Below are 25,626 nucleotides of genomic sequence, written 5' to 3' on the forward strand. Positions count from 1 at the left end.
CGCGCCGACGCCGGACCGAGGGGGGAGGTGTCCGGCGAGCTTTTGGTCTGAAGAGCCGAATCGTCTACGCCGTTTCCGACTAGACCAATGCAACCCCTCAGGGCATCAGCGTAACTCCATAACCCCGCTGTTCGCTACATCCTTCCGAAAACCAATCCATCGGAAGTTCACTTTCGAGGTGATGCAGGTCACCAGCGGTTTGTCAAGGCGCCCAGTGCGCCGAGAGCGACCACGCCTGCGGTGGAGGCGCGGAGAACGGTCGTTCCGAGCCGGACAACGCGTGCACCTGCGGTTGTCAAGGCTGTCAACTCTTCGTCGGTGATTCCGCCCTCTGGGCCGACGACGATGAGGACGTCTCCGGATTCGGGCAACTGGACGTCGGCGAGCTTGTCGGAAGCGCTCTCGTGGAGGACCAACGTGAGTGCGCTGGCCGTTACCAAGCGTGACAGTCCGGCGGTGTTGACGGCTTCGGCGACGGACGGAACTCGGGAGCGTCTTGCTTGCTTCGCGGCTTCGCGGGCGGTCGACTGCCAGCGGGCGAGTTGTTTGGCTCCGCGTGGTCCGTCTTCCCACTTGGTGATGCAGCGGGAAGCGCGCCACGGGACGACGCCGTCGACGCCTGCTTCGGTGGCGAGTTCGACGGCGAGCTCGCCCCGGTCGCCTTTGACGAGTGCTTGGGCGAGCACGACGCGCGGGGACGGTTCGGGGTCGGTCCAGCGCTGTTGGACGCGCAGGTCGAGCACGTCCTTGCCGACGGACTCCACGACGCAGCGGACGAGCGAGCCGGAGCCGTCGGACAGCACGAGCTCCTCACCGACGCGCAGCCGCCGCACGGTGGCCGCGTGCCTGCCTTCCGGACCGTCGAGCACGCAGGTGTCCGACACGGGCAGCGCAGGAACGAGGAAGACGGGCAGGGTCACCGGTGTCCGCGCGAGGCGCGCAGCCGTGAGAACAGTCCTCCGCCGCCCTTGCCGTTGTGCGACAGCGACGGTTCGGTCTCGCCGCGCAGCTCGGCGAGTTCGCGCAGCAGGTCGACCTGCTTGCCGTCGAGCCTGGTCGGCACGACGACCTCGAGGTGCACGTGCAGGTCGCCTCGTCCGTCGACGCGGCCGGTGGAGCGGAGCTTGGGCATGCCGAGGCCCTGGAGCACGATCTCGGTGTTCGGCTGGGTGCCGGGGTCGATCTCCAGCTCTTCCTCGCCGTCGAGCGTCTTGAACGGCAGGGTCGCGCCGAGTGCGGCGGTGGTCATCGGGATCTGCACCGAGCAGTGCAGGTCCGCGCCGTCGCGTTCGAAGATCTCGTGCGGGTGCTCCTCGACCTCGACGTAGAGGTCACCGGCGGGGCCGCCGCCGGGGCCGACCTCGCCCTGGCCGGCGAGCCGCACGCGCATGCCCTCGGCGACACCGGCCGGGATGTTGACGTTGATCGTGCGGCGCGAGCGCACCCGGCCCTCGCCTGCGCACTGCTGGCACGGGTCGGGGATGACCTCGCCGTAGCCGCGGCAGACGGGGCACGGGCGGGCCGTGACGACCTGGCCGAGGAACGACCGCTGCACGGACTGCACCTCGCCGCGGCCGCCGCAGGTGTCGCAGCGGACGGGCTTGCTGTTGTTCTGGCAGCCGGCGCCGTGGCACCGGTCGCAGAGCACGGCCGTGTCGACGGTCAGCTCGCGGGACGCGCCCGCGGCGCACTCCTCCAGCGTCATGTCGAGCCGGATCAGCGCGTCCGAACCGGGCTGGACGCGACTGCGCGGTCCGCGGCCGCCGCCTCCGGTCGACGCGCCGAAGAAGGCGTCCATGATGTCGCCGAGCCCGAAGCCCGCGAACGGGTCCTGCGCGCGTCCGCCGCCACCTGACTCCAGCGGGTCGCCGCCGAGGTCGACGATCTGCCGCTTCTTGGGGTCGGACAGCACCTCGTAGGCGGCCGTCACTTCCTTGAAGCGGGCCTCCTCGTTGGGATTGACGTCCGGGTGCAGCTGCCTCGCGAGCTTGCGATAGGCGCGCTTGATCTCCTCGGGTGTGGCGTCCTTCTCCACACCGAGGGTGCCGTAGTAATCCCGTGCCACCGTGTATCCGTCTCAGTCACTTGCCAAGGTCAACGAGAAGTCAGGATCTCCCCGACGTAGTTCGCGACCGCTCGCACGGCCGCCATGGTTCCGGGGTAGTCCATCCGAGTGGGGCCGACGACGCCGAGTCCCCCGAGGAGGTTGTCACGGCTGCCGTATCCGATCGACACCACGGACGTGCTGCGCATCTCAGCGGCCTCGTTCTCCTCGCCGATGCGCACGAGCACGGTACCTGGGTCGCGTGAGGCCGCGAGGAGCTTCAGCACTATCACCTGCTCCTCGAGCGCCTCCAGCACCTGCCGCAGCGAGCCGGGGAAGTCCGCGACGTTGCGCGTGAGGTTCGCGGTGCCGCCGAGCACGTAGCGCTCCTCGGGGTGGTCGACGAGGGTCTCGATGAGCACGGTCGCGATCCGCAGGGTGACGTCGCGCAGCTCGTTCGGCACCTCCTCGGGCAGTTCGGCGACCCTCGCGGACGCGTCGGGCAGCCGCTTGCCCGCCATCGCCGCGTTCAGCGTCGCGCGCAGCTGGTGCACGTTGTCCTCGGTGATCACGTCACCGAGCTCGACGATCCGCTGGTCGACGCGGCCGGTGTCGGTGATCAGCACCAGCATCAGCCTGGACGGCGAGATCGGCAGCACCTCGAGGTGCCGCACGGTCGAGCGGCTCAGCGTGGGGACCTGGATGACCGCGACCTGCCGGGTGAGCTGGGCGAGCAGCCGGACGCTGCGCCGCATCACGTCGTCGAGGTCGAGCGCGCCTTCCAGAAAACTCTTGATCGCGCGGCGTTCGGCCGGGGAGAGCGGCTTGATCTCGCTCAGCCGGTCGACGAACAGCCGGTAGCCCTTGTCCGTGGGCACGCGGCCGGCGCTGGTGTGCGGCTGGGCGATGAAGCCCTCGTCCTCGAGCACGGCCATGTCGTTGCGGACCGTGGCGCTCGACACACCCAGGTTGTGCCGTTCGACCAGCGCCTTCGACCCGACGGGCTCCTGGTTGGACACGTAGTCGGCGACGATCGCGCGCAGCACCTCGAACCGACGCTCATCGGCGTTCACCGCTTCACCTCCATGCCCTTCCCCACGAGTTTACCCAGGTGGTTTCGGGGCGGGCCCCGGATGTAAACACCGCAGAACGCCCCCGGCGACTTGACGCCCGACATTACGACCACGTTTCGTGGAGCACGCCGTCGCCCCGGTTGTAGTGAGGGGTGCGCGCATGCGCAGATTTCTGTGTCTGCTGCTGGGGGTGGCGCTGCTGGCGCCGCCGGGAGTCGCCGCAGGAGACGTGACATCGGGTCGCGACGGCATCCGCGGGTGGACGATCCTCTCGGACAGCGACGCGGGCGACGACCAGGTGATCGCGGCCGCGAAGCAGTACCGGGTCAACCACCTGCAGCTCTCCCACGACGTCGTGCACGACCTGCGCGAGGTGCGCGAGCCCGCGCGCCAGGCGCAGGTGAACCGGCTGACCGACCTGGCGCACCGCTCCGGCGTCAAGGAGGTCGCCGCCTGGGACCACGCGCTGTACGCGCTGACGTACTACCCGGCCGAGTACCGCACCGGCCCCGGCGGGACGATCGACCTGGACAACGAGAAGTTCTGGGAGTGGTTCCGGAGCGACTACCGCCAGATGCTCGACCTGGTGCCGAACATCGACTCGATCGTCCTCACGTTCATCGAGACCGGTGCGCGCGTGGAGAACCAGCACTCCGAGAAGCTGAAGACGGCGTCGGAGAAGCTGGCGTACCTGGTCGACCAGATCGCGACCGTGCTCGAGGAGCGCGGCATGCTGCTCTACCTGCGCACCTTCGGCTACTACCCGGAGGAGATGCAGCGCACCATCGACGCGATCAACCTGGTGAAGAACACCAAGGTGCGCGTGATGGCGAAGGCGCAGCCGCACGACTTCTTCCTGACCCACCCGATCGACGTGACGGTCAAGGACATCAAGCGCCCGGTGCTGATCGAGTACGACACCACCGGTGAGTACAACGGCCAGGGCAAGATCGCGAACGCGTTCGTCGCCGAGCACGCCGACCGGTTGCGCTACTACAAGAAGCTGCCGAACGTCATCGGCTACGTGGGCCGGACCGACCGGTACCGCGAGTCGCGGATCGTGGGCACGCCGACCGAGATCAACCTGTACGCGCTGAAGCGGGCGAGCGAGGGCGCGTCGAACGACCTGATCTACTTCGAGTTCGCGGCCCGCAAGTACGGCCTGCTCGCCGCACCGCACGTGGCGCGGGCGTTGAAGCGCTCGCCGGAGATCATCACCTCGTCGCTGTACTCGTTGGGCAGCAACACGGCCAACCACTCGCGGCTGGACTACGACCCGTACTGCTCCAGCTACCACCGCAGCGTGTCCGGCAAGTGGATCGACCCGCCGACGACGTTCGTGAAGCACGGCGTCAACAAGAAGTTCCACTACTGGATCGACGTCGCGGACCACCTGTCGCCGCCGCACTGCAAGACCGACGGCATCCTGCGGCGTGAGGCCGGCTACGTGCTGGACAAGGGCTGGGTGACGCCCGGCAACCACATGACCGCGCCGTACCTGAAGGACATCACCGTCGAGAAGGACCACGGCGTGAAGCTCGCCGAGGCGTCGCTGCGCGACATCGAGACGGTCAGGAAGTTCCTGCGCCCCAACGACTACGCGCAGCTCAAGTCGTACTTCGAGCGCACCGTCATGACGACCAAGCTGCACCGCTCGGTGGCGAAGGCCTACTTCGGCTACCGGATCTACATCCAGGAACCGTCAGCCGACCTGGCGAAGACCATCTGGGAGGGACTGGACGAAGCGAAGCTGATCGCTGCTCAAGTGCGGGCGTACCCGGCACCGTCGACCGGGGAGTGGAACTGGGTGATCGACGCAGCCCAGGCCGACCTCTACTACACGCGGATCTCAGAGGGCTGGGACCGCTACTCCAACATCAAGGTGCCTCGACCGTGAAGAGATTCGTGAGTGTGCTGCTGGCGGCAGCTCTGCTGTCGCCAGTCGGCGTCGCCCAGGCCAAACCCGAGCAGATCCGCGGCTGGACCCTGTTGTCCAACAACGACGCGGGCAACGAGCAGACGATCGCAGCCGCCAAGAACTACAAGATCAACCACCTGCAGCTGTCGCACGACGTGATCCACCACCTGCGTCAGCTGAAGGAGTCCGACGCCCGCCGGGAACGCGCGGTCCGGCTGACCGACCAGGCGCACGCAGCGGGCATCAAGGAGGTGGCGGTCTGGGACCACGCCCTCTACTCGCTGACCTACTACCCAGCCGAGTTCCGCACCGGCCCGAACGGGACGATCGATCTCGACAACCCCGCGTTCTGGGAGTGGTTCCGCAACGACTACCGGCAGATGCTCGACCTGCTGCCGAAGATCGACTCGGTGATCCTCACGTTCATCGAGACCGGCGCGCGCGTCGAACGCCAGCACTCCACGAAGCTGAAGACCGCGGAGGAGAAGCTGGCGTACCTGATCGACCAGATCGCCTCGGTCACCGAGGAGCGCAACAAGCTGTTGTACCTCAGGACGTTCGCGTACTTCCCCGAGGAGATGCAGAACGTCCTCAAGGCCATCGACCTGGTCAAGAACCAGCACGTGCGGGTGATGGCCAAGGCCCAGCCGCACGACTTCTTCCTGACCCACCCGATCGACGTGACCGTGCCGCAGATCAAGCGCCCGGTGCTGATCGAGTACGACACCACCGGTGAGTACAACGGCCAGGGCAAGATGGCGGGCGCGTTCGTCGCCGATCACGCCGATCGGTTGCGGCACTACCGGAAGCTCAAGAACGTCATCGGGTACGTGGCGCGCACCGACCGCTTCCAGGACTCGCACATCGTGGGCACGCCGACCGAGGTCAACCTGTGGGCGTTGCACCGGGCGCCGTACGCGTCGAACTCGCAGATCTACCTGGAGTTCGCGGCGCGCGAGTACGGCTGGGTGGCGGCTCCTCGCGTGGCACGGGCGTTGTCGCGGTCGACGGAGATCGTGAAGTCGACGCTGTACACGCTGGGCAACAACAGCGGCGACCACTCGCGGCTCAACTACGACCCGTACTGCCCCGGCTACCACCGCAGCGTGTCCGGCAAGTGGATCGACCCGCCGATCGCGCACGTCGAGCACGGCGTCAACAAGGACTACCACTACTGGATCGACGTGGTGAACCACCTGGCGCCACCGCACTGCAAGCTGGACCCGATCCTGCGCAACGAGACGCCGTACGTGCTCGACCGGGGCTGGGTGACGCCGGGCAACCTGATGGAGCCGTCGTACCTGGCCGACGTGGTGACCGAGAAGGACCACGGCGTGCGGCTGGCCGAGAAGTCGCTGGCGGACATCGAGAGCGTGCGACGGTTCCTCAAGGCCGACGACTACGCGCAGCTCAAGGCGTACTTCGAGCGGACCGTGATCTCGACCCGGCTGCACCGCTCCATCGCCAAGGCCTACTTCGGGTACCGGCTCTACATCAAGACGCCCACGCCTGAGCTGGCTCGCACGATCTGGGAGGGCCTGGACGAGTCGAAGCTGATGGCCGACGCGGTGCGCACCTACCCGGCGCCGCCCGGCAAGGGTGAGTTCGACTGGGTGAGCGACGCCGGTCGGGCCGACACCTACTACAAGCGCATCTCCGAGGGCTGGGACACCTACGGCAACATCAAGGTCCCGCGCCCTTAGGGCAGCAGCCGACGGACCACGGCGTCAGCCAGCAGGCGGCCGCGGTCCGTCAGCACGCACCGACCGGTGTCCAGCGGTTCGAGCAGACCGTCGGCCACCGCCTTGTGCGCCTCGGTCTGTCCCTCGGCGTCCAGCACGTCGAGGGGCAGGCCGTCAGCCAGGCGCAGTTCGAGCAGCACCCGCTCCACCCTGCGATCTTCTTCCGACAGGATCTCCCGGCCCGCGGCCGGTGAGTTGCCTTCCGCCAGCACCGAGGCGTAGCGCGCCGGGTGCTTCACGTTCCACCAGCGCACCCCGCCGACGTGGCTGTGCGCGCCGGGACCGGCACCCCACCAGTCGGCGCCCTGCCAGTACAGGATGTTGTGCCGGCAGCGGGCATCGTCAGAACGAGCCCAGTTCGACACCTCGTACCAGGTCAGGCCCTGTGCGGTCATCGCGGCGTCGATCATCTCGTAGGACGACGCGAGCACGTCGTCATCAGGCATCGGCAGGTCGCCGCGCTTGATCCGCCGCGCGAGCCCCGTGCCGTCCTCCACGATCAACGCGTACGCGGACACGTGGTCGGCGCCGGAGGTGAACACCGCGTCGAGCGACGCCTTCAGGTCCTCGGGCCGCTCCCCCGGCGTCCCGTAGATCAGGTCCAGGTTCACGTGCTCGAAGCCGGCCCGCAGCGCCTCCTGCGCGGCGGCCACCGGACGGCCGGGCGTGTGCTTGCGGTCGAGCACCTGCAACACGTGCCGCGCGGCCGACTGCATGCCCAGCGAGACCCGCGTGTAACCAGCGTCACGAATGCCCTCGAAGAAGGACGCCGACGTCGACTCGGGGTTCGACTCGGTGGTCACCTCGGCCCCCGGCGCCAGCCCGAACGACGAGCGCACCGCGGCCAGCACCTCACCCAGTCCGGCGGCGCCCAGCAGCGATGGCGTCCCGCCTCCGACGAACACCGTGGACGCTGCAGGAGCGGTTCCCAGCACCTGGGCGGCGAGGTCCAGCTCGCGCTTCAACCCCTCGAGCCACGACTCGGGAGAGGCGGAAGTGCCCAGCTCACCGGGGGTGTAGGTGTTGAAGTCGCAGTATCCGCACCTGGTCGCGCAGAACGGGACGTGCACGTAGACGCCGAAGGGCCGGGTGCCCAGCCCGCGGAGTGCCGAGGACGGCAGTGAGCCGTCTGGGGGTGCGGGTTCACCGTCAGGCAACGCGGAGGGCATGAAACCAGTGTCGCGCAGCACGCGAATGGCGGTTCCGACAGCCCATCAGTATCTGTCTGTGACAGATCTTTTACGGAGCGAGATCGGCTCTCAATGTCAACTCATCCTGGTAAATCCCAGCATCCGGTTGGCGGTGGACCACCGTCTGGACGCGTGGCACGCTTGGTCCCATGCATTCGACTGGAGTTTTCCTCGTGGCCCGTCGCCACGTCGACTTCCGTCGTGTTTCCAGCGCGATGTGCCGTCGTTCGGCATAACCTCGCGCCGTTTTGTTCCCGTCGGCGCCGGGTGCGCTGACGAGACCCCCACCACGCACCTCCGGGCTCGCACGCGCATCCTGCGCCCAAAGTTCCCCGGAGGACGCAGATGGTCCCGCCGCAGACGACCCCGCGCGCCAAGCAGCGTCGCGGCGAGGGGCAGTGGGCGCTCGGCTATCGCGAGCCGCTCAACCCCAACGAGCGGAGCAAGAAGGACGACAACCCGCTCAACGTCCGCACTCGCATCGAGAACATCTACGCCCACGGCGGCTTCGACTCCATCGACCCGGCTGACCTGCGCGGACGGTTCCGCTGGTACGGCCTCTACACCCAGCGCAAGCCCGGTATCGACGGCGGCCGCACCGCCACGCTCGAGCCCGAGGAGCTGGACGACGAGTACTTCATGCTCCGCGTCCGCATCGACGGCGGCAGGCTCACCACGCAGCAGCTCGCGCTGATCGGTGAGCTCTCGCAGACCTACGCGCGCGACACCGCGGACATCACCGACCGGCAGAACATCCAGTACCACTGGATCCGGATCGAGGACGTCCCGACGATCTGGCAGAAGCTCGAGGCCGCCGGCCTGACCACGATGGAGGCGTGCGGCGACAGCCCGCGCGTCATCCTCGGCTCCCCGGTCGCGGGCATCGCCCAGGACGAGGTCATCGACGGTTCGCCCGCGATCGACGAGATCCTCACCCGCTACATCGGCGACCCGCGCTTCTCGAACCTGCCGCGCAAGTTCAAGACCGCGATCTCCGGGCTGCAGGACGTCGCGCACGAGGTGCACGACATCGCGTTCGTCGGCGTGAACCACCCCGAGCACGGCCCCGGTTTCGACCTTTGGGTCGGCGGCGGCCTGTCCACGAACCCCATGCTCGGCAAGCGGCTCGGCACCTGGATCCCGCTGGACGAGGTGCCGGACGTGTGGGAGGGCGTGATCAGCGTCTTCCGCGACTACGGCTACCGCCGCCTGCGCCACCGCGCGCGGATCAAGTTCCTCGTCGCCGACTGGGGTCCCGAGAAGTTCCGGCAGATCCTGCAGGACGAGTACCTCAAGCGCGAGCTGGTCGACGGCCCCGCGCCAGAAGCACTGCCCCAGGCCCGCGACCACATCGGCGTGCACCCGCAGAAGGACGGCCTCTTCTACGTCGGCGCCGCGCCGATCGCGGGCCGCGTCTCGGGTTCCACGCTCGTCGAGGTGGCGAAGGTCGTCGAGCGCGCCGGGTCCGGCCGGGTGCGCCTGACGCCGCAGCAGAAGCTGATCGTGCTGGACGTGCCCGAGTCCGAGATCAAGACGCTCCAGGCGGACCTCGCCAAGCTGGGCCTGCAGACCGAGCCGTCGCCGTGGCGGCGCGGCGTGATGGCCTGCACCGGCATCGAGTTCTGCAAGCTGGCGATCGTCGAGACCAAGGCCCGCGCGGTGGACCTGGTGTCCACTTTGGAGACCTCGCTCAAGGACATCGTCGACGGCGTCAGCGCGCCGATCTCGGTGCACATCAACGGGTGCCCGAACTCGTGCGCCCGCATCCAGACGGCGGACATCGGCCTGAAGGGCCAGATCGTCACGGACGCGGACGGCAACCAGGTCGAGGGCTTCCAGGTGCACCTCGGCGGCGGGCTCGGCCTGGACGCCGGGTTCGGCCGCAAGCTGCGCGGCCACAAGGTGACCGCCGACGAGCTGTCCGACTACGTGGAGCGCGTGGTCCGCAACTTCGTGGCCCAGCGGACCGAGGACGAGCGGTTCGCCCAGTGGGTCGCTCGCGCCGAAGAGGGTGACCTCAAGTGACTGCCGGCCGACGTACGTCTCCCAGCGGAGGCTGCAATGACTGAGCGTGCGACGCCCTTCTACTGCCCCTACTGCGGCGACGAGGACCTCCGCCCGCAGGAGGAACCCAGCTACTCCTGGCTCTGCTCCGGCTGCCGCCGGGTGTTCCAGGTCAAGTTCGTCGGACTCAACCTGCCTCAGGGGGTGAAGAAGTGAGTGACCTCAAGGAAGATCTGAAGATCATCGCCGAGGCGGCGGAGACCGAGCTCGCGGACGCGACCGCCCAGGAGGCGCTCGAGTGGACCGCGCGGACGTTCGGCGACAGCTTCATCGTCGCGTCGAACATGCAGGACGCCGTGCTGATCGACCTGGCGGCCAAGGTCAAGCCGAACTTCGACGTGCTGTTCCTGGAGACGGGCTACCACTTCCCAGAGACCATCGGCGTCCGCGACGCGGTCGGCCTGGTGTACCCGGAGGTGCGGGTCGTCAACGCCGCCGCCGAGCAGTCGGTCGCCGACCAGGAGGCCGAGTTCGGCCTGCTCTACCAGTCGGATCCGGCGAAGTGCTGCCACCTCCGCAAGGTCGTCCCGCTGCGCAACGAGCTCGCGAAGTACGACGCCTGGGTCACCGGCGTGCGCCGCGTGGACGCGCCGACGCGGGCGAACACGCCGATCGTGCAGTGGGACGAGCGCAACGGACTGGTGAAGATCAACCCGATCGCGCCGTGGAGCGACGACGAGTTCAACGGCTACCTCCACTCGAACGGGATCCTGGAGAACCTGCTGGTGCAGGAGGGATATCCGTCGATCGGCTGCGCGCCGTGCACGGCCAAGCCGCTGCCGGGTCAGGACGCGCGGAGCGGCCGCTGGGCCGGTTCCGCGAAGACAGAATGCGGGTTGCACGGATGACACTGGCTCTGGACACGCTGGGACGTCTCGAATCCGAGGCGATTCACATCTTCCGCGAGGTAGCGGGAGAGTTCGACCGACCGGTGATCCTCTTCTCCGGCGGCAAGGACTCGACGCTGCTGCTGCACCTCGCGATCAAGGCGTTCTACCCCGCTCCGGTGCCGTTCCCGCTGCTGCACGTGGACACCGGGCACAACTTCGACGAGGTCATCGAGTTCCGCGACCGCGTCGTCGCACAGCACGGCCTGCGCCTGGAAGTGGCTCACGTGCAGGACTGGATCGACGACGGCAGGCTCCAGGAGCGCCCGGACGGCACGCGCAACCCGTTGCAGACGGTGCCGCTGCTGGACTCGATCACCGCGCACAAGTACGACGCGGTGTTCGGCGGCGGCCGTCGCGACGAGGAGCGCGCCCGCGCCAAGGAGCGGATCTTCAGCCTGCGCAACGCGTTCGGCCAGTGGGAGCCGAAGCGGCAGCGCCCGGAGCTGTGGAACCTCTACAACGGCAGGCACCGCGCCGGTGAGCACGTGCGGGTGTTCCCGCTGTCGAACTGGACCGAGCTGGACGTGTGGAACTACATCGCCCGCGAGGGCGTGGAGCTGCCGTCGATCTACTACGCGCACGAGCGCGAGGTCTACCTGCGTGACGGCATGTGGCTCGCCGAAGGCCCGTGGGGCTCGGCGCGCGACGACGAGACGTTGCTGCGCAAGACGGTCCGCTACCGCACGGTCGGCGACGGCTCGTGCACCGGTGCGGTCGAGTCCGACGCCGCCGACATCGAGACGGTCATCGCCGAGGTCGCGGCGTCGCGCTTGACGGAGCGCGGTGCGACCCGAGCGGACGACCGGTTGTCCGAGGCCGCCATGGAAGACCGCAAGCGGGAGGGCTACTTCTAACATGAGCGACCTGTTGAGGCTTGCCACGGCGGGCAGCGTGGACGACGGGAAGTCCACGCTGGTCGGCAGGCTGCTCTACGACACCAAGTCCGTGCTGGCGGACACGCTCGACGCCGTCCACCGGGCGAGCGCCGACCGCGGACTGTCCACTCCGGACCTCTCGCTGCTCGTCGACGGGCTGCGGTCCGAGCGCGAGCAGGGCATCACGATCGACGTGGCGTACCGGTACTTCGCGACGCCGAAACGGTCCTTCGTGCTCGCGGACACCCCCGGCCACGTGCAGTACACCCGCAACACGGTGACCGGTGCGTCGACCGCGCAGCTCGCGGTGCTGCTGGTGGACGCGCGCAAGGGCGTCATCGAGCAGACCCGGCGCCACGCGGCCGTGCTCGCCCTGCTGGGCGTGCCGCGGCTGGTGCTCGCGGTCAACAAGATCGACCTGGTCGGCTACGACGAGGTGACGTTCTCCCGGATCGCCAAGGAGTTCACCGCGCACGCGGTCGAGCTGGGCTACACCGAGGACAGCGTGCTGGAGATCCCGGTCTCCGCGCTCGCAGGCGACAACGTGGTGGAGCGCTCGGCGAACACGCCCTGGTACACCGGCCCCACGCTGCTGGAGCACCTGGAGGACGTGCCGGTCGAGCCGGACCCGCACGACGCGCCGTTCCGCTTCCCGGTGCAGTACGTGATCCGGCCGCGCACGCCCGAGTTCCCCGACTACCGCGGCTACGCGGGGCTGGTCGCGTCCGGCACCGTGCAGGTCGGTGACGAGATCGTCGTGCTGCCCTCGGGCATCCGCACGACCGTCACGAAGATCGACACGGCGGACGGGCCGCTGGACGAGGCCGCCGCGGGCCAGTCGGTGACGCTGTTGCTCGCCGACGACGTGGACATCTCGCGCGGCGACCTGATCGCCGACGCGGGCAACCCGCCGGAGGTGACCGACGACATCGACGCCACGCTGTGCTGGCTGGCCGAGAAGCCGCTGACGCCCGGCGCACGGGTTCTGGTCAAGCACGGGGCGCGCACCGTGCAGGCCATCGTCACGGAGCTGCGCGACCGCTTCGACGAGCAGAAGCTGTCCAGTGTGGACAGCCCCGGCTCGTTGAAGCTGAACGAGATCGGCCGAGTGGCTCTGCGCACCGCGGAGCCGGTTCCACTGGACGACTACAGCAACAGCCGGCGCACCGGGGCGTTCCTGGTGATCGACGCGAGCGACGGAAGCACGCTCGCCGCCGGGCTTGTCGGGGCTCCGCTGCCGGTCATGGACGGCGTGGAGAGCTGTACCGAGGGCGGCGTCACAGCCGCCCGTGATTCTCACGCCCTCGTCTCCCCCGGTCCCTGAAAGGTTCAACTTCCGTGAGCACCAAGCGTTTTCTGACGACATCACTGGCCGTACTGACCGCCTTCGCCGCCATCGCCGGATGCTCACGCGCCGGGAGCAGTGACGCCCCTGCTCCCGCCGATGACAAGGGTGCCGCCGCCGAGGTCCGCGTCGGGTACTTCCCGAACGTGACCCACGCCGCCGCCCTGATCGGTGTTGAGAAGGAGCTCTTCAAGAAAGAGCTCGGTTCCACCAAGCTCACCACCCAGACCTTCAACGCGGGTCCGGACGAGGTGAACGCGCTGCTCGGCGAGTCGCTGGACGTCGCGTACATCGGTTCCGGCCCGGCCATCAACGCCTACTCGAAGTCCAAGGGCGAGGCCGTCAAGCTGATCGCGGGTGCGACGTCCGGTGGCGCGCAGCTCGTGGTGAAGCCCGAGATCAACTCGATCGAGGACCTCAAGGGCAAGGTCATCGCCACGCCGCAGCTCGGCAACACGCAGGACGTGTCGCTGAAGAAGCACCTGGCGGAGAAGGGACTCACCGGCCAGGTCACGGTCACGAACGTGGAGAACGCCCAGTCGCTCGACCTGTTCAAGAAGGGCGACATCGCCGCGGCCTGGTCGCCGCAGCCGTGGTCCGCGCGCCTGGTCGCCGAGGCGGGCGCGAAGGTGCTGCTGGACGAGAAGACCCTGTGGGAGGGCGGCGCGTTCCCGACCACGGTGATCATCGTGCGGACTAAGTTCCTCAAGGAGCACCCGCAGACCGTCGAGGCGATCCTCAAGGGTCACGTCGCGGCCATCGACTGGGCGAAGAACAACAAGGACGACGCCAAGAAGGCCGTCAACGCCGCGCTGGAGAAGCTCACGTCCAAGAAGCTCGGCGACAAGATCCTCGACGCCGCGTGGGACAACATCGAGCTCACCACCGACGCGCAGGCCAAGACGTTCCCGCAGCTCGCCAAGGACGCCGTCACCGCGGGCATCGCGAAGGAAGCCGCGAACGTCGCCGGGTACGCCGACTTCACGTTGCTGAACAAGGTCCTGCAAGCGCAGGGCAAGCCGCAGGTCGAAGCAGCAGGTCTGGACAAGAAGTAGTTCTTTTCGAGGGGAAGAGGCACACCATGACCGCCACGCTCGAGACCTCCGTCGCCCGATCCACTTCGGACACCGCGGTGGCGCTTTCCGGAGTCAGCAAGGTGTTCGGCCACGGCAGCTCGGCCGTGGCGGCGCTCGACGGCGTCGACCTGCGGGTCAAGCCGGGCGAGTTCGTGTGCCTCCTCGGCGCGTCGGGCTGCGGCAAGAGCACGCTGCTGAACCTCGTCGCGGGGCTCGACAGCCCCACGGCGGGCAGCATCGAGCTCAGCACGTCGCGCCCGGCCGTCATGTTCCAGGAGCCCGCCCTCATGCCGTGGCTCACGGCGTCGCGCAACGTCGAGCTGGCGTTGCGCTTCGCCGGGGTCGGCCGCGCCGACCGGCGCCGTCAGGCCGGCGAGCTGCTGGAGCTGGTGCGACTCGGCGACGTCGCGGGCAAGCGCCCGCACGAGCTGTCCGGCGGCATGCGCCAGCGCGTCGCACTGGCCCGTTCGCTGGCGTCCACGCTGGCGTCGGGTGACGCGCCCGGCCTCCTGCTGATGGACGAGCCGTTCGCCGCGCTCGACGCCATCACCCGCGACGTGCTGCAGGCGGAGCTGTTGCGCGTCTGGGAGACCACCAACACCGCGATCATCTTCGTGACGCACGACGTCCGCGAGGCGGTCCGGCTGGGCCAGCGCGTCGTGCTGCTGTCGTCACGCCCCGGCCGCGTCGTGCGCGAGTGGTCGGTCGACGGCGTCACCGACTCGGTCGCCGTGCTGGACGAGATCAACACCCACCTGCGAGAGGTCATCAGTGGCCACGCCTCATGACACCCTGGAAGCGGTAGGCGCGGGCCTCGACGCACTGGACGCGCCGGTCGCGTCGCACCGAGCGCCCGTGTGGCAACGCTTCCTGAAGACCGGGGTGCCGCCGCTGGTCGCGTTCGCGCTGCTGCTCGGCGTGTGGCAGGGCCTGTGGGCGTCGGCGATCCTGCCGGAGTTCCAGCTGCCGTCGCCGCTGTCGGTGTGGAACGAGCTGGTGTCGTCGATCTCCTCCGGCGAGGCGTTCGGCATCCTCTGGACCTCGTTGCACCGCGCGGTGTTCGGCTTCATCGCGGCCGTTCTCATCGCCACGCCACTGGGCCTGCTGGTGGCGAAGGTGCGGGTGGTCCGCGCGGCCATCGGCTCCCTGCTCACCGGTCTGCAGTCGCTGCCGTCCGTGGCGTGGGTACCGGCCGCGATCCTGTGGTTCGGCGTCACCCCGTCGACGATCTACTTCGTCGTGCTCATGGGTTCCGTGCCGTCCATCGCCAACGGCCTGGTCGCAGGCATCGACCAGATCCCACCGCTGCTGCCGCGCGTCGGCCGTGCGCTGGGCGCCGGTCGGCTGGCTTCCGCCCGGCACATCCTGCTGCCCGCCGCCCTGCCCGGCTACCTGGCAGGCCTGAAGCAGGGCTGGGCGTTCTCGTGGCGGTCGCTGATGGCCGCCGAGATCATCGCGACGTCCCCGCAGCTCGGCGTCGGGCTCGGCCAGTACCTGCACAACGGTTCCTCGTTGAACGACATCAACATGGTGATCGCGGCGATCTTCCTGATCCTGTTGGTGGGCATCGGGATCGAGCTGCTGCTGTTCCGCCCGCTGGAGCGCGCCGTGCTGCGGGCTCGTGGTCTGACGGGGGCGCTGTGAGCTTCGTTTCCGGTCCCTGCTCGGCAGGTCCGCCGCCGCTGGTCGCGGTGGCGCACGGCAGCCGCGATCCGCGTTCCGCCGCGACCGTGCACGCCCTGCTCGACGTGGTGCGCTCGCTGCGCCCGTCGCTGGACGTGCGCGGCGCGTTCCTCGACCTGTCCGCTCCGCGGCTGTCCGACGTGCTGCGCGGCCCGGCCGTTGTCGTACCCCTGTTGCTGGGCAAGGCTTTTCACGCGCGCGTCGACGTGCCCGCCGCCGTGGCCGAGTCTCGGGTTCCCGCTGTGGTGTCGGACGTGCTCGGGCCGTCGCCCCTGCTGGAGTCCGCGGCCCTGCGGCGGTTGGCCGAGGCCGGGGTGACGTTCGGGGACTCCTCGCTCGGTGTGGTGCTCGCGGCGGCCGGGTCGTCGCACGCGCCCGCCAACGAGGCTGTTGCCTCGGTTGCCCGGCGGTGGGCTCGTGAGTCGGGGTGGGCCGGGGTCGAGCCCGCGTTCGCCTCTGCCGCTTCTCCTGACGTGCCAACGGCTGTCGCTCGGTTGCGGGCGCGTGGGGCCACCCGGATCGCTGTTGCCTCGTGGTTCCTGGCGCCAGGGTTGTTGCCCGATCGCATCGCTTCGCTCGCCGGGGACGCCGTGGTGGCTGCGCCGTTGGGGGCGGACATCGAGGTGGCTGAGCTGATTCTCAGCCGCTACTCGGAGGCTCTGGCGGAGGAGCGCACAGCCCGTTCCGCGTAGCCGGCGACCTGTCTCAATCCGATGACGGCATTTGCCCTGAACACGAGGCCCACCAGCCCGCGTCGCGCAGGGCCATCCGGGCGATGTGAACTGTGAAGTGTTGACGTGAAACCTACTCACGAGTAGGCAGAAACCTGCCGCGGTCAGCTGGACGCCCTCGCCACCTCAACGGGGAGAGGCACCATGAAACTTGCCCGAATCGCAGCTCTGGTACTGGTACCGATGCTGACGCTGACCGCCCAAGCGTCGGCAGCACCGCAGACGATCACGTTCAAGTGCAAGGCGACGGCACTCGGTCAGTCCGCCGAGTTCAACCTCGACCAGGTCATAGACGCGACCGCCCCGGAGACGGTCGCCCCGAACGGCAGCGTCAAGGTCACGGCCGACCCGGCTCCCGACAAGATGCCCGCCGAGGCGTCCGGCTACCAGGTCGTCGAGGTCAAGGGCCTCGCGCTCCGGGTGCCCATCCCCGGCAACTCCAAGTTCCAGTCAGCTTCGCTCGAGGGCGGCTCCGGCCTCAACTCGACGCCGACCATCGGTCTCGAGGGCAACAACGTCGTGCTCCGCGTGCCCGGCCCGATCAAGGGCGGCGCCGACTACGAGCTGCCGACCGTGACCGTCGTCCTCCAGGCGGGTGGCACCGGCCAGATCGTGACGAAGCTCGGCGGCACCGGCTTCGACAACCCCGGCCTGACGTTCGTGGCCACCATCATCGCGTTCGGATTCCGCGTGGACGCGAACGCGGGCGGGTACCCCGACCCGAGTCCCGTGCTCACCACGACGACGATCTCCGGCTGACCGGCGCGGGTGCCCACCCCCTGCCGGGCATCCGCGGGTCGTGGGCGACCGGGACTACCGGTCGCCCACGATCTCATCAGCCTCCACCGCGGCGACCAGCTTCGTCATGACCTCCAGCGTGGTGCGCAGGTCCTCCAGCGGCACCTGCGCCGACACGCGGTTGGTGAACCCGTGCTGGACCTCGCGCAGCTTCGCGATCGCCGCGTAGCCCTCCTCGGTCGGCGTCAGCAGCTTGGCCCGCCGGTGCGCCGGGTTGGGCATGTACTCGGCGAGTCCCTTGTCCACCAACAGGTCCGCGATGCGCTGCACGCTCTGCCGCGTGAGGCCTGCCTCGCGGGCGACGCCCGAGACGGAGAGCGGCTCGCGCAGCACCATCCCGAGCACCTGCCACCAGGCCGCGGTGAGCCCGACCGGCTTCGTCATGACGTCCGCGGCGGACAGGAACGCGCCGTAGAGCCGGAACGTGCGCATGATGACGTCGGTCATGACGTCGCCGCCTTCAGTTCGGGACACTCTGCACCAGCTTCGCGTACCACTCCGGGTCGCCCGTGCTGAACAGGCCGTACCACGCGTCGACGACCTGCGGCTCGTACATGTCCAGCTCGACGAAGATCTCCCGCGCGAAGTCCAGCGCGTCCGACGGGCCCGCCGTGATCACGCCCCCGTCGGACACCGCGCGCTCCTGCCGGTACCGCGCCGCGCCGCCGTACTCACCGAGCTGCTCGACCGCACCGCTCGTGTGGTCGACGTCGTCGAGCAGGCCCTCCTGCGCCAGGCCCGTCGTCGCGCCGCAGATGGCCGCCACCGGCACGCCGGCCTCGCGGAACCGCCGCGCGAGCTTGGCGAACGGGTCGTTCTGACCGGTCGCCCAGCTCTCGCCGCCGGGCAGGATCAGCATCGCGCTGTCCGCCGGATCGACGTCTCCGATCACCAGATCGGGCAGCATGCGGACGCCCCCCGCGGTCGTGACCGGCTCGGCCGCCAGCGCCACCGTCTGAATCCGGTAGCGGCCGGGCACCTTCTGGAAGTCCTGACTGTTGATCTGGGCGGCCGCGTAGCCGTACTCCCAGTCGGCGAGCCCGTCGTAGATCGCGAGGTGAACCGTCGTTGTCATGACAGTAGACTGTCACTTTGACAGCATCCTGTCAATAGTTAGGCTCTGCGCATGCTGGTCAACTACGAGGTGCACCGCGGCATCGCGACGATCACGCTCGACTCGCCCCACAACCGCAACGCGCTGTCCGCACAGCTGCGTGCGGAGCTGCGGGACGGGCTGCGTCAGGCGATCGAGGACGACGCCGTGCGCGTCGTCGTGCTGACCCACACCGGGTCGGTCTTCTGCTCCGGCATGGACCTCAAGGAGGCCGCCGGCGCGAGTGCCGGCGACCAGGGGGTCAACGAGTTCCCCGCCATCCTCGAGCAGATCTGGACCAGCCCGAAGCCCGTCGTGGCACGGCTCGCCGGGCCCGCCCGCGCCGGTGGCGTCGGCATCGTCGCGGCGTGCGACATCGCCGTGGCGGCCCACGAGGCGACGTTCGCGTTCAGCGAGGTGCGGATCGGTGTCGTGCCCGCGGTCATCTCGGTGACCGTGCTGCCCAGGCTGCTGCCGCGCGCCGCGCACGAGCTGTTCCTCACCGGCGAGGCGTTCGACGCCGTCAAGGCGGTCGAGTACGGGCTGCTGAACTCGAGCGTGCCCGTCGACCGGCTCGACGACGAGGTGCGGCGCTACACGGACATGCTCGCGCTCGGGGCACCGTCCGCGCTGGCCGCCACCAAGCGCATGCTCCAGCAGCCCCGGTCGCACGAGCTCAGCCAGGTGTTCGCGGACATGCTGAAGCTGTCCGCGCAGCACTTCGGCGGGCCGGAGGGCCAGGAGGGCATCGCGGCCTTCAAGGAGAAGCGCAAGCCTTCCTGGGTGCCCACCGACTAGAACGGCCCGCTAGAACCACCCCGTGCAGTCGATGACGCCCTGCGAGGAGCCGCAGGCGCGCATCAGCTTGCCGTCGTTCTTGAACGCTTCGGTGTACTTGGCGTCCCCGGAGTCGATGCGCGTGTAGCCGAGGAACCCCTCGTGCTCGTCGGCTCCGGGGTCCTTCCGGTCTGTCCAGATCTCCTCGCCGGGTGTGCCGCTGGAGATGCGCCCCCAGGCGCACTTGGACTTGTTCGACGCGCGGAGCTCGACGACCCGGCCGGACTGCATGACGACCGGGTTGTCGCCGTCGAGGGTGTCGAACGGCGTGAACGGGTCTTCCTGGCTGCAGTCGGGGTCTCCGGCCTGCGCGGGCACCGCGAAGAGCACACCGATGGCGACGGTTGCGGTGAGCACGGCGCCCACCCGACGCGAAAGCGTTTCCATGAATCCGCACTGTCCCCCGGCGAGAGGGATCGCGCAGCACAGGTCACCGTTCGGTGTGAACAACTTTCAGGACACGGTCACCCGATTCGGCGGTCCGCTCCTGCGCGTCACGGAGAACGCCCTCGACAGCGGGGTCCAGAGTGGACTGAACGACCAGCACGTGCTCGCCACTTTCGAGCCACGACAGGTCAGTAAGGCTGTCGTGCAAGGCATCCAGGTTGTGACCGAACCAGTCCGGAAAGGACAGTGCGTCCGCGATGGCGGCGATCTCGGCCTTCTTGCCGCGCGCCGGGCGCATGACGTGCGGCCGCGCGCCGCGGTCCACGGCCCACGCGACGGCCTGTTCGGGGGTCATTTGCGCACGTCCACCACGACGAACGAGTCGTAATGGTCCTGCGTGTAGTACAGCTCCTCCTGCTGACCGGTGATCAGCCTCCGCGCACCCCGGTCCTGACTGCCCGGCGTCGGCACGGTGTACTCCCGGTAGTAGTCGGACTTCTTCGCGGGCAGCCGCTTCTCGCGGTTCTGGAACGTCACGCCGTCGTTGCGCGGGTACGGGAACGGCCCGTTGGACTTGATCAGCTGGTACGTCTTGCCCGCTTCGGGCGGCAGGCTCGACAGCGCCTTCGTCTGCATGCCCGACGGCGCGTTGGGCGCACCGCTGCTGACGATCGTGGGCGCGGTGTCCGCGGGTGGCACTGTGCTCGCCACGTCGCGCGCGAACCACCCGACCACGACCAGCGCGATCAGCCCCACGAGCGCGACCGTGAGACGACGACCAGGGCTCACGCGGGAACCTTCTCCGGCTCGTCGATCTCCTCGACCACGGCTCCCTTGTCCTTGGCTCCCCAGTCCGCGACCCGGTCGATCAGCCGCGCCACGCCGAGGCACAGCGGCAGGATCACGATCATCACGACGGGGAACTGCAACGCGACAGGGAGCTGGACGAGCCACAGCTCGACCCCGTCCCACCACTGCGCCAGCCAGTCCACCCGCCTCAGCGTAGTCCGGTGACGTGAGTCACGGCATTTGACGGGGTCCGGGCTGGGTATGTTGCTGTCATGTTCGCCGTTTACGCAGCTGAGCCGAATCGTGACGACCCGCTGGCCTCGCTCAGGGTGGGCGACCGCCCGGACCCGGTGGCGCCCGACGGCTGGGTGAAGGTCGCGGTGCGCGCGGCCAGCCTGAACATGCACGACCTGTGGACGCTGCGCGGCGTCGGCATCAAGCCCGACCAGTTCCCGATGATCCTCGGCTGCGACGGCGCGGGCGTGCTCGAAGACGGCACCGAGGTCGTGCTGCACTCCGTCATCGGCGACCCGAGCTGGTCCGGCGAGGAGACGCTCGACCCGCGCAGGACGCTGCTGACCGAGAAGCACCAGGGCACGTTCGCGGACCACGTGGTCGTGCCCGCGCGCAACGCGCTGCCCAAGCCGGCGGGCCTGTCGTTCGCCGAGGGCGCCTGCATGGGCACGGCGTGGCTGACGGCCTACCGCATGCTGTTCGTGAAGTCCGGGCTGCGTCCGGGCCAGACGATGCTCGTGCAGGGCGCGTCCGGCGGTGTGTCGACGGCGCTCATCCAGCTCGGCCGCGCGGCCGGGTTCCGGGTGTGGGTGACCGGCCGCTCCGAGGAGAAGCGCGCGCTGGCCACGTCGCTGGGCGCGCACGCCGTGTTCGAGTCCGGCGCGCGGCTGCCCGAGCGGGTGGACGCGGTGTTCGAGACCGTCGGCAAGGCCACCTGGTCGCACTCCATGAAGGCGCTCAAGCCAGGTGGCATCGTCGTCATCTCCGGCGCCACCAGCGGTGACGCCTCGGCGGCCGAGTTGCAGCGGCTCTTCTTCCTCCAGCTGCGGGTGGTCGGCTCGACCATGGGCACGCGTGAGGAGCTGGCCGACCTGATGGCGTTCTGCGACCTCAACGACCTCAAGCCGCAGATCGGTACCGAGTTGCCGTTCGAGGAGGCTGAGAAGGGCTTCCAGGCGATGTTGGACGGCGAGACGGCCGGCAAGATCGTCTTCACGCGGTAGGTGACTGTGTGGCGTGGTTGGTCGGCGGGAGCGCCGGCCAACCCGTTGGACTCGGTCGCTGGGCCGATCCGTTGAGCCAACCCGTTGGACTCGGTCGCTGGGCCGATCCGTTGAGCTGAGCCGTTGGACTCGGTCGCTGAGCCACTGTGCCGCGTGCTGACGCAGGCGTCCCCGCCTGGGGGTCCCCTGGTTCCATTCTCCCAGCGACCTCTGACAATTCCGGGCCCCGAGCGCCGACTTCCCGCAATTCACCGCGGACATGCAGCCGACAGGACCACCGCGACCCGGTCGGCCAACAGACCGGCCGGCACGTCGACCAACCGGAACCCCAACTCGCGGTACACGTCCTCGTGAACCTGCTCGAAGACGAGCGAGTCGGCGAAGCTGATCCGCCGCGCCGAGGTCCGCTCGACGTGCCCCTGGTTGCGCACGAAGAAGACGGTCGGCTCGTACCGCTGCCGAGCGAGGACGACCTCGTCGGTCAGCGCGCGGGGCGGCGGGAAGCCCAGGTACCGGCTGAGCGCGAGCGTGCACACCGGTGAGCGGTCCCAGAAGACCACGCCCTCACCGGGCGCACGCGCCTGCCTGGCCCGCTGCAGGGCCAGGACGTTGTCGATGAACGACGGGTCGCGCTGCGGCCGGTCGCACCCCTGCGCGGCCTCCAGCGCGATCACGGCGGTCGCGGCCTCCTCGACCACGGCGTGGCCGAGCACCTCCAGCCTGCGCAGCAGCGCGGTCTTGCCGGCACCCGGAGTGCCGGTCAGGACGTAGTTCGGCATGACCCTCCTCGAACTCGAAACATCACGGAAGTACAAAACACTCCCGGCTGATTGGTGCGATCACACAAAGCGCGTGACAGTTGACGCGCATAGGTTTCGCCGAGGTCCACTCATCAAGGGAGATGAAGCATGACGACGGCGCAGGGCGTCTTCAGGCGCAAGCCCATCGACCAGATCGGCGAGGAGGGCGGCACCGAGCTCACGAAGACGCTGGGCTTGTGGCAGCTCACCGCGATCGGGATCGGCGGCATCATCGGCGCGGGCATCTTCTCACTCGCGGGCGCGGTGGCCAACAAGACCGCGGGTCCCGCGGTGCTCATCTCGTTCCTGATCGCCGGTATCGCGAGCGCGGCGGCGGCGTTCTCGTACGCGGAGTTCGCGGGACTGATCCCCAAGGCCGGGTCGGCTTACACGTACGGCTACGCGGTGCTCGGCGAGATCGTCGGCTGGTTCATCGGGTGGGACCTGCTGCTCGAGTACACCGCGATCGTCGCGGTCGTGGCGATCGGCATCAGCGGGTACTTCACCGAACTGCTGAGCCTGCTGCACATCAACCTGCCGCAGTGGATGCTCGGCGCGCCCGGCACGGAAAGCGAGGGAATAGCCGAGGGCACGTACAAGGTGAACCTGTTCGCGGTGATCCTGTGCCTGCTGATCGCGTACGTGCTCAACATGGGCATGAAGAACGCCGCGCGCTTCGAGACCACGCTGGTGTACCTCAAGGTCGCGGTCGTCGTACTCGTGATCGCGGTCGGCGCGTTCCACATCGACACCGACAACTACAACCCGTTCTTCCCGTTCGGGCTCAGCGGCGCTTTCACCGGTGCGGCAACGGTTTTCTTCGCGGTCTTCGGGTACGACGCGATGAGCACGGCGGCCGAGGAGTCGAAGGACTCGCAGCGGCACATGCCGAAGGCGATCATCTACTCGCTGGCCGTCTCGATGGTGCTGTACGTGCTCGCCTGCCTGGTGCTGACCGGCATGGTCAACTACAAGAACGTGGACCCGGAGAGCGCGTTCGCCACGGCGTTCTCCGACGTCGGACTGCAGTGGCTCGGCATCATCATCAGCGTCGGCGCGATCCTCGGCATCACCACGGTGCTCTTCACGTTCCTCCTCGGCGCCGCCCGCGTCGGTTACTCGATGAGCCGCGACGGGTTGCTGCCCCAGTGGTTCGCGAAGACGCACCCGGTGAAGCACGTGCCCAGCCGGATCACCTGGGTGCTCGGCATCGCGTCCGCGATCATCGCGGGCTTCCTGCCCATCGCGGAGGCCGCCGAGCTCACCAACATCGGCATCCTGCTGGCGTTCGTCGTCGTGTGCGTCGCGGTGATCGTGCTGCGCTACAAGCAGCCCGACCTGCCGCGCACGTTCAAGACGCCGGGCATGCCGGTCGTGCCGATCATCGGCGTGATCTTCTCGCTGTGGCTGATCACGTTCCTCGCACCGGAGACGTGGCTGCGGTTCGCGGTGTGGTTCGTGCTCGGCCTGATCGTCTACTTCACGTACTCGAAGAAGAACTCGGTGCTGGAGAAGACCAAGCGGTGACCACGTCCGCGAGCACGGCCAGCGGCAGCGGTCCGCCGCCGATCACGAGGTCGTGGAACTCGCGGATGTCGAACCGGTCCCCCATCGTCGCGGAAGCCTGATCGCGCAGGCGCTGGATCTCCAGACGCCCCACCATGTAGGCCAGCGCCTGCCCTGGCACCTCGATGTAGCGGTCGATCTCCGCCTCGACCTCCACCGGGCTCATCACGGTGTTCTCCAGCAGGAAGTCGATCGCGCGCTGCCGGGACCAGCCGAACGCGTGGATGCCGGTGTCGACGACGAGCCTGCCCGCGCGCATCGCGTCCTGGGTCAGCATGCCGATGCGCGCCAGGTCGTCGGTGTAGAGGCCCATCTCGTCGGCGAGGCGCTCGGTGTAGAGCGCCCACCCCTCCAGGTACGCGTCGATGAACGCGTACTTGCGGATGTCCGGCAGGTCCAGCTCCTTCGACAGCTCGATCTGGAAGTGGTGGCCGGGCACGGCCTCGTGGAACGCGATCGCATCCGACAGCGAGCGGTGCCGTTCGGTCGCACCCTTCGGGTTCAGGAAGTACGTACCGGGACGGGATCCGTCGGGTGCCGGGTCGACGTAGTACGCCAGCGGTGCGATGTCCTGCTCCGCCTCCGGCACGAACTCGACCTGGCAGCGCGTCGACGGCACCCGCCCGAACCACTGCGGCGCGGCCTCCTCGGCGCGCGTGATGCTGAGCCTCGCCGCGTCGATCATCGACTGCTCGTCCGGCCAGCGCAGTGAGGTGTCGGTGCGCAGCTTCTCGAAGACTTCCTCGACGGTGTCGAGGCCGAAGACCTTCGACCCGATCTCCACGTACTCCTCGCGCAGCTTCGCGATCAGGTCGAGCCCGATCTGGTGCAGCTGCTCCGGCGTGTGCTTGGTCGTGGTGTACCGCTCGACCAGCCGGGCGTAGTTGCGCTCGCCGTCGGGCAGCCAGCACAGGCCCGCCTCGTCGTCCGGACGGCCGTGCGGCGCGATCTCGTCGCGCAGCACGTCGCGGTACTCGGCGAACGCCGCGCGCACGAGCTCGGAGTTGGACTCCTCCCACTTCGCCACCGGCGAGGCGAGGTAGCGCTCGACGTGCGCGACGGCGGTTGCCACGTGCCGGCTGAGCGGATACCGGTCCTCGGTGCGCAGCCGGTCCGCGACCTGGCGCAGGTACTCGGGGATCTTCGGCAGCCGCGGCGCCGCGTCGATCAGCGGCAGCATGGTGAACAGCGACCCGACCGGCCCGAAGAAGCCTTCCGCGACCACGTGCTCGACGATGCGCGAGTCGATGGTCGCGATCAGCGAGTGGGCCTGGTCGACGATGACCGCGCGCGTGACCGGGTCCTCCTCGGTGTCCGCCGCGGCCCGGTCGACGATGTCGGCCGCGCGAGCGCGCAGCGCCTGGTCGCCTTCCTCGCTCCAGTCGCGCATCCGGTCTTCGTATCCGGGGATCCCGATGACCGACGCCATGATCGGGGAGTCGTCGAGGATCAGCCGGAACATGTCATCCGCGAGGCTCGTCACAGGT

The 25,626-nt window shown here is 68.8% G+C and carries 28 protein-coding genes; 16 read left to right on the plus strand and 12 right to left on the minus strand.

The window, feature by feature from the left end:
* Positions 1-188 precede the first annotated feature (188 nt).
* The 3 genes from FKR81_RS39330 to hrcA are packed head-to-tail and all read right to left on the minus strand — an operon-like array spanning position 189 to position 3,117.
* Complete coding sequence (locus FKR81_RS39330; RefSeq protein ID WP_146360017.1) at positions 189-920, minus strand: 16S rRNA (uracil(1498)-N(3))-methyltransferase; 732 nt, start codon at positions 918-920, stop codon at positions 189-191.
* Positions 917-2,065 (minus strand): molecular chaperone DnaJ, encoded by a 1,149-nt coding sequence (gene dnaJ / locus FKR81_RS39335; RefSeq protein ID WP_146360020.1) that lies wholly within the window; start codon positions 2,063-2,065, stop codon positions 917-919. The genes FKR81_RS39330 and dnaJ overlap by 4 nt, the downstream gene beginning before the upstream one ends.
* Positions 2,066-2,094: 29 nt before the next feature.
* Complete coding sequence (hrcA, locus tag FKR81_RS39340; protein ID WP_146360023.1) at positions 2,095-3,117, minus strand: heat-inducible transcriptional repressor HrcA; 1,023 nt, start codon at positions 3,115-3,117, stop codon at positions 2,095-2,097.
* Between the two features lie 160 nt (positions 3,118-3,277).
* Between hrcA and FKR81_RS39345 the strand changes: the two genes are divergently transcribed.
* Positions 3,278-5,014 (plus strand): hypothetical protein, encoded by a 1,737-nt coding sequence (locus FKR81_RS39345; RefSeq protein ID WP_222598558.1) that lies wholly within the window; start codon positions 3,278-3,280, stop codon positions 5,012-5,014.
* Positions 5,011-6,738: a hypothetical protein gene (locus FKR81_RS39350; protein ID WP_222598559.1), complete on the plus strand. Its 1,728-nt coding sequence runs from the start codon at positions 5,011-5,013 to the stop codon at positions 6,736-6,738. Before FKR81_RS39345 ends, FKR81_RS39350 begins: the two co-directional genes overlap by 4 nt.
* On the opposite strand, the gene hemW is transcribed toward FKR81_RS39350, so the two are convergent.
* Positions 6,735-7,946, minus strand: a complete 1,212-nt coding sequence (gene hemW / locus FKR81_RS39355; RefSeq protein ID WP_146360026.1) for a radical SAM family heme chaperone HemW — start codon at positions 7,944-7,946, stop codon at positions 6,735-6,737. The two genes, FKR81_RS39350 and hemW, sit on opposite strands and share 4 nt — an antisense overlap.
* 170 nt (positions 7,947-8,116) lie before the next feature.
* Between hemW and FKR81_RS46115 the strand changes: the two genes are divergently transcribed.
* From FKR81_RS46115 to FKR81_RS39405, 11 genes are all read left to right on the plus strand, one after another.
* Positions 8,117-8,203 (plus strand): putative leader peptide, encoded by an 87-nt coding sequence (locus FKR81_RS46115; RefSeq protein WP_407936584.1) that lies wholly within the window; start codon positions 8,117-8,119, stop codon positions 8,201-8,203.
* Positions 8,204-8,312: 109 nt separating this feature from the next.
* Positions 8,313-9,992 carry a nitrite/sulfite reductase gene (locus FKR81_RS39360; protein WP_146360029.1) on the plus strand — a complete coding sequence of 560 codons (1,680 nt, stop codon included), beginning with the start codon at positions 8,313-8,315 and terminating at the stop codon, positions 9,990-9,992.
* Positions 9,993-10,028: 36 nt separating this feature from the next.
* Entirely contained in the window at positions 10,029-10,187 is a 159-nt protein-coding gene (locus FKR81_RS39365) for an Insertion element protein (RefSeq protein ID WP_146360032.1), read from the plus strand.
* Complete coding sequence (locus FKR81_RS39370) at positions 10,184-10,879, plus strand: phosphoadenylyl-sulfate reductase (protein ID WP_146360034.1); 696 nt, start codon at positions 10,184-10,186, stop codon at positions 10,877-10,879. Before FKR81_RS39365 ends, FKR81_RS39370 begins: the two co-directional genes overlap by 4 nt.
* Positions 10,876-11,775: a sulfate adenylyltransferase subunit CysD gene (gene cysD, locus FKR81_RS39375; RefSeq protein ID WP_186763446.1), complete on the plus strand. Its 900-nt coding sequence runs from the start codon at positions 10,876-10,878 to the stop codon at positions 11,773-11,775. Before FKR81_RS39370 ends, cysD begins: the two co-directional genes overlap by 4 nt.
* A gap of 1 nt (position 11,776) precedes the next feature.
* A complete protein-coding gene (locus FKR81_RS39380) occupies positions 11,777-13,120 on the plus strand; it encodes a sulfate adenylyltransferase subunit 1 (RefSeq protein ID WP_146360040.1) in 1,344 nt (447 codons plus the stop codon).
* A gap of 14 nt (positions 13,121-13,134) precedes the next feature.
* Positions 13,135-14,196 carry an ABC transporter substrate-binding protein gene (locus tag FKR81_RS39385; RefSeq protein WP_146360043.1) on the plus strand — a complete coding sequence of 354 codons (1,062 nt, stop codon included), beginning with the start codon at positions 13,135-13,137 and terminating at the stop codon, positions 14,194-14,196.
* A 26-nt stretch (positions 14,197-14,222) separates the two neighbouring features.
* Entirely contained in the window at positions 14,223-15,005 is a 783-nt protein-coding gene (locus FKR81_RS39390) for an ABC transporter ATP-binding protein (protein WP_146360046.1), read from the plus strand.
* The gene (locus tag FKR81_RS39395; protein WP_146360049.1) at positions 14,989-15,861 is read left to right on the plus strand and encodes an ABC transporter permease; all 873 of its coding nucleotides are present in this window, start codon (positions 14,989-14,991) and stop codon (positions 15,859-15,861) included. Before FKR81_RS39390 ends, FKR81_RS39395 begins: the two co-directional genes overlap by 17 nt.
* Positions 15,858-16,592 carry a sirohydrochlorin chelatase gene (locus tag FKR81_RS39400; RefSeq protein ID WP_222598560.1) on the plus strand — a complete coding sequence of 245 codons (735 nt, stop codon included), beginning with the start codon at positions 15,858-15,860 and terminating at the stop codon, positions 16,590-16,592. The genes FKR81_RS39395 and FKR81_RS39400 overlap by 4 nt, the downstream gene beginning before the upstream one ends.
* A gap of 183 nt (positions 16,593-16,775) precedes the next feature.
* Positions 16,776-17,390 carry a cyclase gene (locus FKR81_RS39405; protein WP_146360052.1) on the plus strand — a complete coding sequence of 205 codons (615 nt, stop codon included), beginning with the start codon at positions 16,776-16,778 and terminating at the stop codon, positions 17,388-17,390.
* A 54-nt stretch (positions 17,391-17,444) separates the two neighbouring features.
* On the opposite strand, the gene FKR81_RS39410 is transcribed toward FKR81_RS39405, so the two are convergent.
* The gene (locus FKR81_RS39410; protein ID WP_235922173.1) at positions 17,445-17,903 is read right to left on the minus strand and encodes a MarR family winged helix-turn-helix transcriptional regulator; all 459 of its coding nucleotides are present in this window, start codon (positions 17,901-17,903) and stop codon (positions 17,445-17,447) included.
* Positions 17,890-18,504 carry a DJ-1/PfpI family protein gene (locus tag FKR81_RS39415; RefSeq protein ID WP_146360055.1) on the minus strand — a complete coding sequence of 205 codons (615 nt, stop codon included), beginning with the start codon at positions 18,502-18,504 and terminating at the stop codon, positions 17,890-17,892. The genes FKR81_RS39410 and FKR81_RS39415 overlap by 14 nt, the downstream gene beginning before the upstream one ends.
* Positions 18,505-18,555: 51 nt before the next feature.
* On the opposite strand from FKR81_RS39415, the gene FKR81_RS39420 reads away from it, so the two are divergent.
* Positions 18,556-19,320 carry an enoyl-CoA hydratase-related protein gene (locus FKR81_RS39420; protein ID WP_146360058.1) on the plus strand — a complete coding sequence of 255 codons (765 nt, stop codon included), beginning with the start codon at positions 18,556-18,558 and terminating at the stop codon, positions 19,318-19,320.
* A gap of 9 nt (positions 19,321-19,329) precedes the next feature.
* On the opposite strand, the gene FKR81_RS39425 is transcribed toward FKR81_RS39420, so the two are convergent.
* The 4 genes from FKR81_RS39425 to FKR81_RS39440 form a co-directional block, all read right to left on the minus strand.
* Positions 19,330-19,716, minus strand: a complete 387-nt coding sequence (locus FKR81_RS39425; protein WP_146360061.1) for a hypothetical protein — start codon at positions 19,714-19,716, stop codon at positions 19,330-19,332.
* A 73-nt stretch (positions 19,717-19,789) separates the two neighbouring features.
* Positions 19,790-20,101, minus strand: coding sequence for a barstar family protein (locus FKR81_RS39430; RefSeq protein ID WP_146360064.1), 312 nt, complete (start codon positions 20,099-20,101; stop codon positions 19,790-19,792).
* Positions 20,098-20,535, minus strand: a complete 438-nt coding sequence (locus FKR81_RS39435; RefSeq protein ID WP_146360067.1) for a ribonuclease domain-containing protein — start codon at positions 20,533-20,535, stop codon at positions 20,098-20,100. The genes FKR81_RS39430 and FKR81_RS39435 overlap by 4 nt, the downstream gene beginning before the upstream one ends.
* Positions 20,532-20,738, minus strand: a complete 207-nt coding sequence (locus tag FKR81_RS39440; protein ID WP_146360070.1) for a hypothetical protein — start codon at positions 20,736-20,738, stop codon at positions 20,532-20,534. Before FKR81_RS39440 ends, FKR81_RS39435 begins: the two co-directional genes overlap by 4 nt.
* A 69-nt stretch (positions 20,739-20,807) precedes the next feature.
* Here FKR81_RS39440 and FKR81_RS39445 point away from each other — a divergent pair, with 69 nt between their 5' ends.
* Positions 20,808-21,773 carry a zinc-binding dehydrogenase gene (locus tag FKR81_RS39445; protein ID WP_146360073.1) on the plus strand — a complete coding sequence of 322 codons (966 nt, stop codon included), beginning with the start codon at positions 20,808-20,810 and terminating at the stop codon, positions 21,771-21,773.
* A gap of 248 nt (positions 21,774-22,021) precedes the next feature.
* Here the strand turns inward: FKR81_RS39445 and FKR81_RS39450 are convergent, their stop codons facing one another.
* A complete protein-coding gene (locus tag FKR81_RS39450; RefSeq protein WP_146360076.1) occupies positions 22,022-22,552 on the minus strand; it encodes an ATP/GTP-binding protein in 531 nt (176 codons plus the stop codon).
* Between the two features lie 129 nt (positions 22,553-22,681).
* On the opposite strand from FKR81_RS39450, the gene FKR81_RS39455 reads away from it, so the two are divergent.
* Entirely contained in the window at positions 22,682-24,100 is a 1,419-nt protein-coding gene (locus FKR81_RS39455; RefSeq protein ID WP_146360079.1) for an amino acid permease, read from the plus strand.
* Here the strand turns inward: FKR81_RS39455 and FKR81_RS39460 are convergent.
* Positions 24,054-25,622 carry a DUF885 domain-containing protein gene (locus tag FKR81_RS39460; protein ID WP_328593192.1) on the minus strand — a complete coding sequence of 523 codons (1,569 nt, stop codon included), beginning with the start codon at positions 25,620-25,622 and terminating at the stop codon, positions 24,054-24,056. The two genes, FKR81_RS39455 and FKR81_RS39460, sit on opposite strands and share 47 nt — an antisense overlap.
* Positions 25,623-25,626: the final 4 nt, after the last annotated feature.

It is taken from the genome of Lentzea tibetensis, assembly GCF_007845675.1.
Taxonomy (GTDB): Bacteria; Actinomycetota; Actinomycetes; order Mycobacteriales; family Pseudonocardiaceae; genus Lentzea; species Lentzea tibetensis.